This window comes from Curtobacterium sp. KBS0715 (assembly GCF_005938005.2).
Taxonomy (GTDB): domain Bacteria; phylum Actinomycetota; class Actinomycetes; order Actinomycetales; family Microbacteriaceae; genus Curtobacterium; species Curtobacterium flaccumfaciens.
Genome location: NZ_VCCA02000001.1, coordinates 1213103 through 1227238, shown reverse-complemented (window position 1 = coordinate 1227238; position 14136 = coordinate 1213103). Strand labels below are relative to the sequence as shown.

The 14136-nt window shown below is 73.2% G+C and carries 14 protein-coding genes; 5 read left to right on the top strand and 9 right to left on the bottom strand.

Annotated elements, in window-relative coordinates; all coding sequences use genetic code 11:
- Positions 1-402 (bottom strand): hypothetical protein, encoded by a 402-nt coding sequence (locus tag FFG40_RS05980; protein ID WP_051596625.1) that lies wholly within the window; start codon positions 400-402, stop codon positions 1-3.
- 108 nt (positions 403-510) lie between these two features.
- On the opposite strand from FFG40_RS05980, the gene FFG40_RS05975 reads away from it, so the two are divergent.
- Positions 511-3099: a LuxR C-terminal-related transcriptional regulator gene (locus FFG40_RS05975; protein WP_143882745.1), complete on the top strand. Its 2589-nt coding sequence runs from the start codon at positions 511-513 to the stop codon at positions 3097-3099.
- 310 nt (positions 3100-3409) lie between these two features.
- On the opposite strand, the gene FFG40_RS05965 is transcribed toward FFG40_RS05975, so the two are convergent.
- On the bottom strand, positions 3410-3781 hold the full coding sequence (locus FFG40_RS05965; protein WP_071248502.1) for a sterol carrier family protein: 372 nt from the start codon (positions 3779-3781) through the stop codon (positions 3410-3412).
- A gap of 57 nt (positions 3782-3838) precedes the next feature.
- On the opposite strand from FFG40_RS05965, the gene purD reads away from it, so the two are divergent.
- Positions 3839-5107: a phosphoribosylamine--glycine ligase gene (purD, locus tag FFG40_RS05960; protein WP_138802579.1), complete on the top strand. Its 1269-nt coding sequence runs from the start codon at positions 3839-3841 to the stop codon at positions 5105-5107.
- The gene (locus FFG40_RS05955; protein WP_138802578.1) at positions 5104-5973 is read left to right on the top strand and encodes a phosphoribosylaminoimidazolesuccinocarboxamide synthase; all 870 of its coding nucleotides are present in this window, start codon (positions 5104-5106) and stop codon (positions 5971-5973) included. The genes purD and FFG40_RS05955 overlap by 4 nt, the downstream gene beginning before the upstream one ends.
- A gap of 203 nt (positions 5974-6176) precedes the next feature.
- Here FFG40_RS05955 and FFG40_RS05950 read toward each other — a convergent pair whose 3' ends face one another.
- A complete protein-coding gene (locus FFG40_RS05950; protein WP_138802577.1) occupies positions 6177-7400 on the bottom strand; it encodes a PP2C family protein-serine/threonine phosphatase in 1224 nt (407 codons plus the stop codon).
- 88 nt (positions 7401-7488) lie between these two features.
- Between FFG40_RS05950 and FFG40_RS05945 the strand changes: the two genes are divergently transcribed.
- Entirely contained in the window at positions 7489-7806 is a 318-nt protein-coding gene (locus tag FFG40_RS05945) for a hypothetical protein (protein WP_138802576.1), read from the top strand.
- A 66-nt stretch (positions 7807-7872) separates the two neighbouring features.
- Here FFG40_RS05945 and FFG40_RS05940 read toward each other — a convergent pair whose 3' ends face one another.
- Both FFG40_RS05940 and FFG40_RS05935 read right to left on the bottom strand, forming a co-directional pair.
- Positions 7873-9492 carry an MFS transporter gene (locus FFG40_RS05940; RefSeq protein ID WP_185974109.1) on the bottom strand — a complete coding sequence of 540 codons (1620 nt, stop codon included), beginning with the start codon at positions 9490-9492 and terminating at the stop codon, positions 7873-7875.
- Between the two features lie 81 nt (positions 9493-9573).
- Positions 9574-10305, bottom strand: coding sequence for an alpha/beta fold hydrolase (locus tag FFG40_RS05935; RefSeq protein WP_138802574.1), 732 nt, complete (start codon positions 10303-10305; stop codon positions 9574-9576).
- Positions 10306-10586: 281 nt separating this feature from the next.
- On the opposite strand from FFG40_RS05935, the gene FFG40_RS05930 reads away from it, so the two are divergent.
- The gene (locus tag FFG40_RS05930; RefSeq protein WP_138802573.1) at positions 10587-11126 is read left to right on the top strand and encodes a hypothetical protein; all 540 of its coding nucleotides are present in this window, start codon (positions 10587-10589) and stop codon (positions 11124-11126) included.
- Between the two features lie 23 nt (positions 11127-11149).
- On the opposite strand, the gene FFG40_RS05925 is transcribed toward FFG40_RS05930, so the two are convergent.
- The 4 genes from FFG40_RS05925 to FFG40_RS05910 are packed head-to-tail and all read right to left on the bottom strand — an operon-like array spanning position 11150 to position 14080.
- Positions 11150-12007 (bottom strand): helix-turn-helix domain-containing protein, encoded by an 858-nt coding sequence (locus FFG40_RS05925; RefSeq protein WP_185974108.1) that lies wholly within the window; start codon positions 12005-12007, stop codon positions 11150-11152.
- A gap of 38 nt (positions 12008-12045) precedes the next feature.
- Positions 12046-12864 (bottom strand): helix-turn-helix transcriptional regulator, encoded by an 819-nt coding sequence (locus tag FFG40_RS05920; RefSeq protein ID WP_138802571.1) that lies wholly within the window; start codon positions 12862-12864, stop codon positions 12046-12048.
- Entirely contained in the window at positions 12861-13508 is a 648-nt protein-coding gene (lepB, locus tag FFG40_RS05915; RefSeq protein ID WP_138802570.1) for a signal peptidase I, read from the bottom strand. The genes FFG40_RS05920 and lepB overlap by 4 nt, the downstream gene beginning before the upstream one ends.
- The gene (locus FFG40_RS05910; protein WP_128781582.1) at positions 13505-14080 is read right to left on the bottom strand and encodes a hypothetical protein; all 576 of its coding nucleotides are present in this window, start codon (positions 14078-14080) and stop codon (positions 13505-13507) included. The genes lepB and FFG40_RS05910 overlap by 4 nt, the downstream gene beginning before the upstream one ends.
- Positions 14081-14136: the final 56 nt, after the last annotated feature.

Below are 14136 nucleotides of genomic sequence, written 5' to 3'. Positions count from 1 at the left end.
CTACGGCCGCTGGTCACCGTGGTCGTCGAGCTCACCGTCGACCGTCTCGGGCGGCAGCTCGACCTCGACGCGCTCCGCCGTCAGGCGGGCCGACCGCCGGGCGTAGACCCGGTCGAACACGACGGCGACGACCGCACCGATGAAGGCGCCGATCGTGACGCCCCACAGGCTGAAGTAGCCGACCAGGCTGCCGAAGCTGGTCTGGTCCCGCTGACCACCGAGGTTCATGGTGAGGGCGACCACGACGAGGGTCGCGAGGAATCCGAGCACGGCACCGCCGACGATGAACACGCCGAACTTCGGTGCACGGCGGATGGTGACCTCGTCGGGGCTGGCGACCGCGCTGGGAGCCGGCGCCGGCGTGGGGAGCGGCTGCTCGTCGGGCTGATCGGTGTTGCTCACCCGTCCATTGTCCCCCACTGTGGGACGTCCCGCGGCCTGTGCGCGGCGACTGATCCGGGAGAGGATGGTCGCTACTGGTCGGTATCCCAAGCGGAGGAGGTGTGTCGGATGCGTGAACGAACCGCACCCGCCCGCCGACGCCGACCGACCGCCCCCGCCCGCGTGGCCTGGCCCGTCGCACAGCGCGTCGAGGAGGACCGCGCCGTCGCCGTCGTCGCCGAGCACCGGTGGAGCGTCGCGCTCGTCGGTGCCCCCGGCATCGGCAAGAGCACCGCCGCGGCGCGGGTCACCGACCGCGTCGCCGGTCGCGACGGCACCGGCCGTACCGTCGTCGTGCCGATCACGGCGGTCGCCGCGAGCCGGTCGATGCCCTTCGGCGCCGTCGCCGAGCGTTTCGGCGAGCTGCCGGCGTCCATCTCGGAGCTGTCCGACGACACCGGTGCCGAGCAACGCCTCCGGGCGATCGAGGACCTCGTCGACCGCGACGTCCTGCTCCGCGTCGACGACGCCGACCACCTCGACGCGATCTCCGCGCGGTACGTCGCCTGGCTGGTCCGCCGGCAGGGCGCCCGGCTCGTCCTGACCTGCCGCGACTTCACGGCGCTCCCCGAGCCGCTCCGCGCGCTGTGGCAGGACGACCTGCTCGAGCGCATCGACCTGCAGCCCCTGGCGCTGCACGAGACCGCGGCGCTCGTCGCCGAGGCACTGGGCTCGCCGCTCGAGAACGCCTCGGCCGAGCGCGTCCACCGTGCCACCGCCGGCAACCCGCTGTACCTGCGCGAGGTGGTCCGCGCGGCGCGGGTCTCCGGTGCCCTCGACCACACCGCGACCGGGTGGTACTGGCGCGGACGGGTGACCGCGTCGGACAGCCTCGCCGACATGTACCGCACGGAGCTCGGGTCGCTGCCGGAGGACCTGCGCGACGTCGTCGACATCGTCGCCCTCGCCGACCCGATCCCGCTCGCGCGCCTGCTCGGCCTGGTCACCGGCGGGGACGTCGACCGCGTCGTCGCGCTCGGCCTGGTCCGCATCGACTCGCTCGAGGACGGCGCCGCGGTCGTCCGGCCGTCACACCCGCTCGTCGGCGAGGTCATCCGGACCCTGGTGCCGGTGGCCCGGCGCACGGCACTCTTCGCGCGCGCCAACGCGTTCCGCACCGACCGGCCCGAGGGTGCACCGCCCGCCGCACGGCTGCGTGCCGCGCTGTGGTCGCTCGAGTGCGGGGTCCTGCCGTCGGTCGACCAGCTGCTCGACGCGGCGCAGGTCGCCGTGCGGCTGCAGGAGCACGAGAGCGGGATCGCCCTGGCCTCGGCAGCGCTCCGCACGACGCTCACCCCCACCGAACAGGTCGCGGCGCACTGTCTCCGCTCGCTGGCGTACTCGTACTCGGACGGCCGTGAAGCCGGCCGCGCCGACGCCGAAGCCGCCTGGGGCGTGGCGAAGCGACACGTCGGCGACGTCACCGACGAGGCCGTCATCGAAGCGTGCGAGACCCTGGCGAACATCGGCCAGTTCCACGACGACGACGTCGCGGCGGCGGTCGCCCTGACCGATGCCGCCACGCGCCTGGTGGTGTCCGACGAGGCCGTCGAACGGCTGCGGCTGCTCCGGATGGCGCACCAGGGCTGGGGCGGGGACTTCGCCGAGGTCCGGGCCGAGATCGAGCGCAGCGGCATCGTGGACGCCCCGACGATGCCGATGTCGTTCCTCGCCGTCGCACCCTGCGCCGTGATGGCGCTGGCGACCGCCGGCCGACTGGACGACGCGTCCGCGCTCGGCCACCGCGCCCTGGCCACCGCCGTGGCGCACGTCGAGGCAGCGCCCTGGAGCGTCGGCGAGAACTCCTCCGTCCTGCACCAGGTGCAGATGTGGCGCGGCGACCTGGACGACCTGATCATCGAGGTGCCGGCGGGCCGGTCCAGCCCCTACCTGAAGTACGACTTCACGCTCGAGCTCATCGGCCAGGGCAACCTCGCGATCGCGCAGCGCCGCTGGGACGACGCCGTCGCCGCGTTCTCGGCGGCGTGCGAACGGTACGACATCGCCGACCACGGCGGGTTCGCGGCCTACCCCTGGGCACGTCTGGCCCTGGCGCACGCCTACGCAGGACGCCCGGAAGCAGCCTCCGGTGCGCTCGAACGGGCCCGGACCACCCCACAGCGGGCGATGCGGATCACCGGCGAACAGGTCGCCGTGTCGATCGCCTGGACCGAGGCCGTGCTCGGCAACCCGGCCGGGCTGCAGCACGCCGACGAGATCATCGAACGCAGCACGGCCAACGGCTCGTGGACGCACGTGATGTACGGGTACGCCCTGCACCACGCGGTCGGCATGTCGCAGGGGCGCGACTCGACCGGCTCGCTCGAGCGGATGCGCGACGCCGCCACCCGCGTCGACGGACCACTCGCCGCCGCCGTGATCGAGTACGCCGACGCCGTTCGTGCCGACGACCGCACGCGGGTGATCGCGGCGCAGGGCGTGCTCGCGGCGCACGGGGTCTCGGTGGCCGCCGGGCGCTCGAAGCCGCCGCTGACGAAGCGTGAGTACGAGGTCGCCGAGCTCGCCGCGCAGGGGCTGAGCAACCGGCGGATCGCGGAGTCCCTCGGGCTCTCGACGCGGACGATCGACGCGCACCTGTCCCGTGTCTTCGCGAAGTGGGACCTGCACGCGCGGTCGGAGCTCAGCGAGCTGCTCTGAGCTGCTCGGCGTTCGGCATCGGCTGTCGCACACGCAAGAACGTTGCGGATTGCAGCACGACGCGCCGCCACGATTGACACGTTGTGTGGAACATCGCGTACCTTGGTGCCTGTCGCCGGGTTCGGACCCGTTCGGGTCGGGTCCGAATCCCGGCGACTTCAAGCTTAGGAACCGGGTCGATGCGGGCGCATCGGTAGGCACTACCTAATTCGCGAGGGACTCCTCCGCAGGCGCCTTCGGCGTGGGTGGGTCTGGCGCAGGTGGGTCTGGCGCCGGTGGTTCTGGCGCCGGTGGTTCTGGTGCCGCTGGGTCAAGCGCCGGGGGCGGGCAGCCGGACCGGCAGGAACGCCGTCAGGTCGGCGCGCGAGCCCGAGGCGCTGACGCGCGACTGCGCGACCGCCTCAGCCCAGGTCAGCTCGCCGGACGCCAGCGCCAGCCACGTGGTGGCGTCGGTCTCGACCACGTTCGGCGGCGTGCCGCGGGTGTGCCGGGGTCCGGGCACGGCCTGGACGGCGGCGAACGGCGGCACCCGCACCTCGACGCTGTTGCCCGGCACCTCGTCCGCCAGGCACTGCAACGTCCACCGCACCGCGGTCGCGACGGCCGGTCGCGCCGTCTCCCCACGACGCACCGCGGCCAGTGCCGCGCGCCCGTCGGCGTCCTCGATCCTCCTGGGTGGCATCTCCACAGGCTAGCCCTCGCATCGCGGGCGGCGAGTCGGGCTGGGTAGGGTGATCGGGTGCGAATCCTCGTCCTCGGTTCCGGTGCCCGCGAGCACGCGATCATCACGGCCCTCCTCGCTGAGCATGCGGGTCACGTCATCACGGCAGCGCCCGGCAACGCCGGCATCGCCGCCGACGTCGAGACCGTCTCCCTCGACCCCACCAACGGTGCGCTCGTCGCCGAGTACGCGATCGAGAACGACGTGGAACTCGTCGTCGTGGGCCCCGAGGCCCCGCTCATCGCCGGCGTGGCCGATCCGGTGCGCACCCGCGGCATCCCGGTGTTCGGGCCGGGCAAGGCCGCCGCGCAGCTCGAGGGCTCGAAGGCGTTCGCCAAGCGGATCATGGGAGAGGCCGGTGTGCCCACCGGGCGTCCGGTCTACGCCGGCACGGCAGACGAAGCCGTCGCCGCGATCGACGAGCTCGGTGCCCCGTACGTGGTCAAGGCCGACGGGCTCGCCGCCGGCAAGGGCGTGCTCGTGACCGACGACCGCCAGGCTGCGATCGACCACGCCACCTACTGGCTCCAGCACGGACACGTCGTGGTCGAGGAGTTCCTCGACGGCGAAGAGGTCTCGTTGTTCTTCCTGAGCGACGGGCACGACGTCCGCGCGCTCAGCCCCGCGCAGGACTACAAGCGCCTGGCCGACGGCGACCTCGGCCCGAACACCGGCGGCATGGGCGCGTACTCGCCGCTGCCGTGGCTCGCCGACCGCTGGCCGTCCGAGCAGGCCTTCGTCGACGAGGTCACCGAGCTCGTCGCGCTGCCGACCGTCCGCCGCCTCGAGCACGAGGGCACGCCGTTCGTCGGGCTCCTGTACTGCGGCCTCATCGTCACCGAGCAGGGCGTCCGCGTGATCGAGTTCAACGCGCGCTTCGGTGACCCGGAGACACAGGTCGTGCTCCCCCGCCTGGCCACGCCGCTCAGTGAACTCCTGCTCGCCGCCGCCACCGGGCAGCTCGGTGCCGTCCCCGCACCCGTGTTCCGCGACGAGGTCGCCGTGACCGTCGTCCTGGCGAGCGAGGGCTACCCGGAGAACCCGCAGACCGGTCGACCGATCGCCGGCATCGACGACGCGAACGCCCGCGACGGCGTCTCGGTCGCGCACGCCGCCACCGGCGTCCTCGACGGCACGCTCGTGGCCACGGGTGGCCGGGTGCTCAGCGTCGTGGCGACCGGGTCGGACTTCGCCCAGGCCCGCGAGCGCGCCTACGCCGGGCTCGGCGACATCACGCTCGACGGCGCGCAGTTCCGCACCGACATCGCCGCGAAGGTCGCGAAGTGACCGCCGCCGCTCCGATCGCCGGCTGGCGGCACGTCTCGTCCGGCAAGGTGCGCGAGCTCTACGTGCCCGAGGGCACCGCGGACCTGGCGAGCGCCTCCGAGCTGCTGCTCGTCGCCTCGGACCGGGTCAGCGCGTACGATTTCGCGCTCGAGCCACCGATCCCGGGCAAGGGCGAGCTGCTGACCCGCCTGTCGCGGTTCTGGTTCACCCAGCTGAGTGACGTCCCGAACCACATCATCGGCCCGTCCTCCGGTGGCACCCCGGTGCCCGCCGAGGTCGAGGCACGGTCGATGCACGTCATGCCGCTCACGATGTTCCCCGTCGAGTGCGTCGTGCGCGGGTACCTGGTCGGCAGCGGCTGGGCCGAGTACCAGGAGACCGGCAGCGTGTGCGGCGTCGCGCTCCCCGCCGGGCTGTCCAACGGTGACCGCCTGCCGGAACCGATCTACACGCCGGCGTACAAGGCGGCCCAGGGCGAGCACGACGAGAACATCTCGTACGAGCAGACCGTCGACCTGGTCGGTGCCGAGACCGCCGCCACCCTGCGCGAGCTCTCGCTGCACGTCTACACCGAGGCCGCGGCCATCGCCCTCGAGCGGGACGTCGTCATCGCGGACACCAAGTTCGAGTTCGGGCAGGACGCCACCGGCCGGATCCGCATCGCCGACGAGGTCCTGACGAGCGACTCCAGCCGCTACTGGGACGCCCGCTCCGCCGATCGCACCGACTCGTTCGACAAGCAGATCGTGCGGGACTGGCTCAGCGCGCACTGGGACCGCAAAGGCACGCCGCCGGTGCTGCCGGACGAGATCGTCGAGCGCACGGCTGCGCGCTACGCCGAGCTGATCGAGCGCCTCGGCGCCTGACGCCGCGCCCGGCGCGACGCGCGGTGTGGCGTGGCGTGGCCCGTGTCGCCCGAACGGTCACGACACCCCGCTCACGTCCGTCGAGCGGTCACGAACCGTCGGCCGAAGCCCCGCCAACCGACAGTTCACGACCACTCGGCGGCCCACCCACGACACGTCACGACCACTCGACCGGCGACGAACCGGCGACAGTTCTCGACCGGTCAGGCCCCGAGCGACCCGAGCGCCTCGCGCGCCACCACGACGACGGTCAGGTCGTCGCCCGGGTCGTGCTCGGCGACGCGTGCGCGCACCCGCTGCAGGAACGTCTCGACGTCCGGGGACTCCCGGTACAGCGACCCGAGCTCGGACAGCGACGCGAGTGTGGAGTCCCAGAGCTCGAGCGCGCCGTCGGTCACGACGATGAGCACGTCACCGGGCCGGAGCACGAGCGAACCGGCGGCGCGGGGCATCCCGGCGGGGTGCAGCCCGATCGGCAGGTCCGACGACCGCAGGATCCGCTCGGCGCCGTCGTCACGGAGCTGCAGCACGAGCCCGTGGCCGGCGTCGGCGAAGTCGAGGCGCCCGGTGGACGGGGTCAGCCGGCCGTGGAACATCGTCGCGAAGGACTCGGCGCGGCTGAGCTCCGGGGCGACCTGCGCCTCGAGCTCGGCGACGGCGGTGCCCGGGTCCTGGTCGCCGCGGGCGAGCAGGCCTCCGCGGATGTTCGCGGCGAGGAGCCCGGCGGACATCCCCTTGCCCATGACGTCCGACACGGTCAGGTGGATCGAGTCCTCGCCGGACCGGTGCCAGTCGTGGAAGTCGCCGGAGACGAGCCCGTGCGGGATCGACATCCCCGTGATCCGGTACCCGGGCACCTGCACTGCGGTCGGCTGCAGGCCGTTGAGCACCGTGCGCAGGCGGTCCTCGTCGGCTCCGGCCAGGAGCTCGCGCTCCGCCCAGATGCCGAGTTCCTGCAGCAGTTCGAGCTCGTCGGCGTCGAGGGTTCGCGGTTCGGGGTCGATCAGGCAGAGGGTGCCGATCTTCAGGTCGTCGTCGCCGGCCCGGAGCCCGACACCGGCGTAGAACCGGACGTTCGGGTCACCGAGCACCATCGGCAGGTCCGCGTACCGGGCGTCCTCGCGGGCATCGGGGACCACCACCGGGCCCTGCTCGCCCAGGGTGCGTCCGCAGAACGTGTCCTGCAGCGGGATGACCGGGCCGAAGGCGGCGTCGCTCTGCTGCGACTTGATCGTCAGCGTGGTCTCGCCGGCCAGGTTGAGGAAGGAGCCGGAGACCCCGAGGGCCTCGCGTGCGATGCGGGTGATCCGTTCGAACCGTTCCTCGACGCCGCCGTCGACCACGTCGAGCGCCGCGATCAGGGCCGCTCGCCGGACGGCATCGGCCCCGGTCGGCGCGGGCACGGACATCGCGGTTTCCGGCTGCATGCTCCCACGGTAACGCGCTGAACGGACAGGGCCTGGCCCCAGTCCGGAGGGCGCAGGTGGTCGGGCGCGTCGGCGTACCCTGGTCGTCGTGCTCCGAGTCGTCCCCGCAACCGTCCTCGGCGTGGCCGCGCTCCTGGCCCTCGCCGGCTGTGGCGCCCACGACTCCACCGGCCAGGTGTCGGTCACGGTGTCGTCGAACGCCGCCGACCACCCCTACGAGGTCAAGGTGTTCGCCTCGACCGGCAAGCTCTCCGAGCACCAGCGGGTGTTCCCGGGCGGTACGGCCGACTTCGCGGGCGTTCCCCTCGGCCAGGTCACGGTCCGCGCCGGCGACCTCTGCCCGCAGACGACCAAGGTGGCCGACGGCACGGTCGCGACGGTCACCCTGACCACGACCGGCTGCTGACGCCGCCCGCCACCACGACGGACCGCTGACCCAGCCCGTCGCCCCGACGGGCCGCCGACCCTGCCGTCACCCCGACGACGGGCCGCCGACCCCCTCCGCGACCAGGTGCTCGACCCGCGGCTCGCCCGCGACCTCGCGCACCGACTGCAGGGTCCGCGCGTCGTCCCCGGTCTGCCGGACCTCGTGCTGGTCGACGTGCTCCTGCCACGACCCCACCCGGAACGCCTCGACCCAGGCGTCCGGCCCGTTCGCCGCGTCCCGGTACAGGTTCCAGTCACGGGCACCGGTCCGCCGCCGGCTCCGCCCGAGCCGTCCGGCGCGCGCCCGGAACTCGTCGACCGCGTCCGCCGGGACCGTCCAGTGCAGCAGCACGAGGGTCTCCCCCGTCGCCGCGCCGTGGTCGTCCGGCACGAACACCTCGTCGCCGAACGGCATCGGCGTCACGGCGCGCTGCCGGTCGGTGAGCACCGGGAACCCGGACACGAGCAGCAGCGCGGCGCTGAGCGCGGTGACGACACCCGCTCCGGCGAGCACCCCCGTCACCCCGAGCGGCGTGGCGACGGCGCCGGCGAGCGCCGCACCGATGGCGGTGCAGCCGAAGAGCACGAGCTGGTAGGCGGCGAGCCCGCGGGTCCGGACCCAGGCGGGCAGGAACGCCTGAACGGTGCCGTTCAGCGTCGTCACCACGGCGATCCAGGCCACCCCGCCGACCAGCAGCGCCACGAGCACGACCGGCAGCACGGGGACGAGCGCGACGACCGCGGTGCAGACACCGAACACCACCGAGGCGATCCCGACGGTGCGGCCGATGCCGAGCCGCGCACGGACCGCCGGCATCAGGAACGCCCCGCCGACGGATCCGATGCCGACGGCGGCGAGCAGCAGTCCGTACCCACCGGAGGACAGGCCGAGCGGGCCGTCGGCGACGAGCGGCAGGAGTGCCCACAGCGCGTTCGCGGGCACCATGAAGACGGCGAGCTGCACGAGCAGCCGGCGGACGACCGCCGCGTGCAGGACGTACCGCAGCCCGGCGCGGGTGGCGTCGATGAACGGTTCTGCCCGCGTCTCGGGGCGCTGGTACCCGCGCCAGGCGACGAGCACCACCAGGAAGAGCGCGAACGACAGCGCGTTGGCGGCGAACACGAACGGCACGCCGAGCTGCGCGATCACCACCCCGGCGAGCGCCGGTCCGATCGCCCGGGCGACGTTGACGCCGACGGAGCTGAGTGCCGCGGCGTCGGTGATCGCGGCACGCGGCACGATCTCGGGCACGAGCGCCTGGTACGCGGGCAGCTGGAGCGCCGAGGCGGTACCGAGCAGGAACGTGACGGTGAGCAGGAGCGCCGGGGTCATGTCGCCGGTCGCGGTGAGCACGGTCATCACGACGCCGACGACCACCTGGAACGCCTGCACGCCGATGAGCAGCCGCCGCCGGTCGACGAACTCGCCGATCACCCCGGCGGGGATCCCGACGAGCAGCACCGGCAGGCTCGACGCGGTCTGCACGAGGGCGACGACGACGGGTGCGGCGTGCTCGTCGACGAGCAGCCACTGCGCGCCGACGGTCTGCATCCAGCTGCCGATGTTGCTCACCAGCACCGCGATCCACAGGGCGCGGAAGACCGGGATCGCGAGCGGTGCCAGGGCGCCGCCGCGGGGTGCGGGGGTGGTGCGTTCCGTGGTCACGTCGCCTCCTGGGGTGGAACGGGGACATCCTGGAGGCGCGGTGCGCGTCGGGCGCACGCCGCGCCTCCAGGGGTGGTCGCGTCAGGCGGCGCCGTCGGTCGCGCTGGTCGCGGCGACGGCGCGCTCGATGACGTCGGCGACGTCCTTCGGGTGGGTCTGCATGACGAGGTGCGGGGCGGCGAGCTCGGTCACGTCGGTGATGCCGGCGCGGGAGTAGCCGAAGCGCTCGACCTCGGGGTTGATGGTGTGGTCGTCGGACGAGACGATCGCCCACGCGGGGGTGGTCTTCCACGCGGCGGCGGAGGCCGGTTCGCCGAAGGCGGCACCGGAGAGCGGACGCTGCGAGACCGCGAGGACCTCGGCGACGCGCGGGTCGACCCCGGCGGCGAAGACCTGCGGGAACGCGTCGATCGCGACGGACACGTCGGTGCCGTCCTCGGCGCCGGCGACCGGGTACGGCGTGTACACGAGGTTCGCGGCGAGGTCGGAGTCGGGGAACCCGCCCTGCAGCTGTCCGAGGCTCTCGCCGACCTCGAGCACGTAGCCGGAGACGTAGACGAGTCCGACGACGTTCTCGGCCTCGCCGGCGACGGTGATCACGGCGCCGCCGTACGAGTGCCCGGCGAGGACGACCGGCCCGTCGACGTGCTCGACGACGGCGCGGATCGAGGCGGCGTCCTCGGCGAGGCTGCGGTTGTAGACCGGCGGGACGAGGACCGTGTGGCCGCGGTCGAGCAGCTCGCGGGTGACGGGCGCCCAGCTGGCGGAGTCGGCGAACGCGCCGTGGACGAGGACGATGGTGGGTGCAGCCATTGCGGGTCTCCTTCGTGACGAACGTCTGGGGTGGTGCGGGGATCGGGGGTCCCGGCGTCGTCACGCTAGGGCTGCGGGCGCTGCGCCGTCCTGTCCCTGTCGTTGCCCGTCACCCCCGACGACAGCGCGCGTCGGCGGCCCCGGGAGCGACGCGGGGTGCCCTTGGACGGCCGGACGCACCGTGCCGGGGTCCCCCTGCGGGTCGGAGGCACGGCGACGGGGTCCCCGCCGGGGCCCCCTTCTCCCCCCTGCTCCACTGCCCGGCCGGTTAGCGTGATCGCATGGAACACGAGGACGGCACGACGACGACGTCGGCCCAGGACTTCGTGGACGCGCTCGCCGAACCGGTCGTGGTCTTCGACCGGCACCTGGACGTGGTGGCGGCGAACCGGCTCGCCGGGGCCCTGTCCGCATCGCTCACGGTGGGCACGAACCTGGCGCGGTTCACCTTCCTGAACCCCTGGGTCGAGGACTCGGTCGACGGCTGGGAGGCCGAGGCGCACCGCACCGCCGCGATGCTCCGGGACTCGCTGGACGAGCACGACGCCGACGACCGGTTCCAGGAGCTGCTGGGCGAATTGATGGCCAGGAGCACGACGTTCGCGACCGAGTGGGCCGGCGGAGCGGTGCGGCCGACTCGACGCGGGGAGTCGACGTTCGAGAACCCGCTGGTGGGCCGGATCGACCTGCGGTGGGAGCATCTTCGTCGGCTGGAGGACCCCGAGCACGTGCTCGTGGTGTGGACGGCGGCGGACGATGAGTCCGCCGCGCGGCTCACGACGCTCCGGGGACTGCTCGACGAGGACGCGACGACCGCCTGACCGCGACCGCTGCGACCGCCTCGCTACCCCACCGCGGTCTCGCCCGCGACCGGCTGCCGGCGGGCGGTGCCCTGCTGCACCTGCGCGGCGAGGTACGCGACGGCCGCGGCTGCGGGGGTGCTGGGGTCGGCCCAGAAGGTCACGAGCACGTGCGAGCTGCCCGGGATCGCGAGGTTCTGCCACCGGAACTCGACCCACCCGATCGGGTCGATCCAGTGCCGCGAGACCCCGGTGCGCTGCACGGCGACGTCGTGCCGGGCCCAGATGCGGGCGAAGTCCGGGTCCTGCAGGGTCAGGGTGCCGACGATCTCCTGCAGCCGCGGGTCCTCGGGTTCGGCGTGCAGCCGGAGCGCGGCGACGACCCGGTGCGCGGTGGGGTGCCAGTCGGCCGCGTGCTGCCGGGACGCCTCGGAGAACATCTGCAGGACGAGGTTCGCGCCCGGCTCCATGTACCCGGGGCCGAGGGCGCTCGCCAGGGCGTTGGACAGGATGATGTCCTGGTTGCGGTCCATCACGAACGCCGGGGTGTGCGACCACTGCGCCAGCAGCGACCGGACCGAGTCGTCGAGCCCCGGCGGCACGACCCCCTCGGGGCGGCGGCGTTCAGCGTGTGCGAGGCGGCGCAGGTAGTCGACGGCCTCGTGGTCGAGCCGCAGTGCGCGGCCGAGCGCCACGAGCACCTGGTCGGACGGCTGGTGGTCACGGCCGCGTTCGAGCCGCAGGTAGTACTCGGGGCTGATGCCCGCGAGCCGTGCGACCTCTTCGCGGCGCAGGCCGTCCACTCGTCGTCCGGGCTCGCGGGTGAGGCCGACGTCCTCGGGCTGGACGAGTGCCCGACGGGCGCGGAGGTACTGCCCCAGTTCGGACCGTCGCGCATCCACGCGAGCAGGATAGCCGGAATCCGCAAAGAACGCGAGAACTACCGTTCTCCGGGTGTGCCGCTCCGCGCGATGGTCTGGTGCGGCTGCTCCCCGAACCGCTCCCGGTAGTACGCCGCGAACCGCCCCAGGTGGGTGAACCGCCACCGCCGCGCGACCTGACTGACGAGCAGCGCGCGGGAACCGGGCCGCCCCAGCTCCAGGTGCACCCGGTCGAGACGGACCTCGCGCAGGTACTGCATGGGCGTGACGCCGAGACGACGGCGGAACAGGTCCTGCAGCCCGCGCTCGCTCAGGTCGCAGGCCGCTGCGACGTCCGCCACCGTCAGCGTCCGGTCGGCGTGGTCGTGCACGAAGCCGATCGCCCGCCGCATCCGGTCCGCGACGTCCGATCGCGACCGGGCGAAGGTCGAAAGGACGACGGTCGCGATCCGCCGGTTCAGGGCCGCACGGTCGTCGGCGGGCAGGCCGGGGTCGAGGATGCGCCCGGAGGCCTCGCGCAGCAGTGCCCGCAGCGGCTCGAGTGCAGGATCGGCCGCGTCCGGCTGCCCGAACACCGAGGACTCCCCCGTGTCGCCGAGCAGCGACGGTGACAGGTGCAGCAGCGTCGTGGCGGTCGCGTCGGTCTCGAACCCGTACGCGACGGACGCCGAGAGCATCATCGGCCGCTCGGCGCCGACCTCCCAGTGCTCGCCGTCGTCGGCGGTCAGGCTGGCCCGGCCGTCGGCGAGCCAGAACACGACGTGGTCGGGCCGCGGACCGATCGTCCCCGACCGCTTGCCCGGTGTCGCGATCCGGTGGATCGACAGGTCGTCGTCCCCGCCGGTCTCGTAGCCGAAGCCCTCGTCGTCAGCGGTCACGGCGTCGGGACCCGGTCCCACTCGTCGCCGTAGCGGGACAGCACCGACCACCGCGAGATCGGCCACGTGGTCACGAAGGCGCGTCCCACGACGTCGTCGACCGGCACGGTGCCGTGCACGCGCGAGTCGGCGGAATCGTAGCGGTTGTCGCCCATCACCCAGATGCGCCCCTTCGGCACGGTGATCTCGAAGTCCTTCCCGGCGACACGGTCCGATCCGCGTTCGAGCACGACGTAGGGCTCGTCCACCGCGTGCCCGTTCACCGACAGGCGGCCCCGGGCGTCGCAGCACGACACCGTGTCACCAGGCAGGCCGATGACCCGCTTGATCAGGTCGTCGCCCTGGCCCATGCCGAGCCAGCCGCCCGGGTCCTGGAACACCACGACGTCACCGCGCTGCAGTGGGACGACCCCGGGCACGAGCTCGTTGACGAGCACCCGGTCCCCGACGAGCAGCGTGTTCTGCATCGAGGCCGAGGGGATGTAGAAGGAACGGACCAGGTACGCCTTCACCAGGAAGGACGCCAACAGCGCCACGACGACGATGATGACGAGGTCGCGCAGGAACCGCAGCCCGCCGCGCTTCGGCTCGTCCTCGGCTGCTGGCTCGGAGGGGGGTCCGGCGTGTGCGTGCGTGTCGCTCAATGCGTCAGCACCACCTTGACGAGACCGATCACGAACGCCACCGCGGCGAGCACGATCCCACCCCACAACCCGAGGAACGTGGGCTGCTTCCCGCTGAACCGCTGCATGAACACGCCCACCAGCCCGATGCGCACGACCAGGATCACCGTCGCCGCGATCTGTGCCCACTCCGCCGGCAGCCACCCGATCCAGGCAGCCGCGTAGAGGACCGCCGGGATCAGCCCGGAGGTCGCGATCGGGTTGGCGTTCCGGACGATCGTCGCGACCGAGTCGCGGCGGGCAGCGCGGTCCGCAGCGGACTCCTCGCCGTCGTCGCCGAGCCCGTGTGCGACCAGGTGTGCGAGCACGTGCGCCAGGTAGGTCAGCACCGCGGTCGCCAGGACGGTCGCCACCGCGGCGCCGTGGTGGATCTGCTCCGGGTTCACCGCGATCGCGACGGCGAGCACCGTGATGTTGCCGTAGATGTACGACGACATCCGGTCGCGGACGTGCTCGAGCGGCAGGTCGCGGGGGTCCGGGCGACCGCCGCGGGGTCCGCGCCCCGGTCGGGAGGGCCGTCGTGTGCGTGGCATCCGTCCATCTTGGCCCCCGTGGTCGGCCGTCCGCCGACAGGACACCGGATGCGATG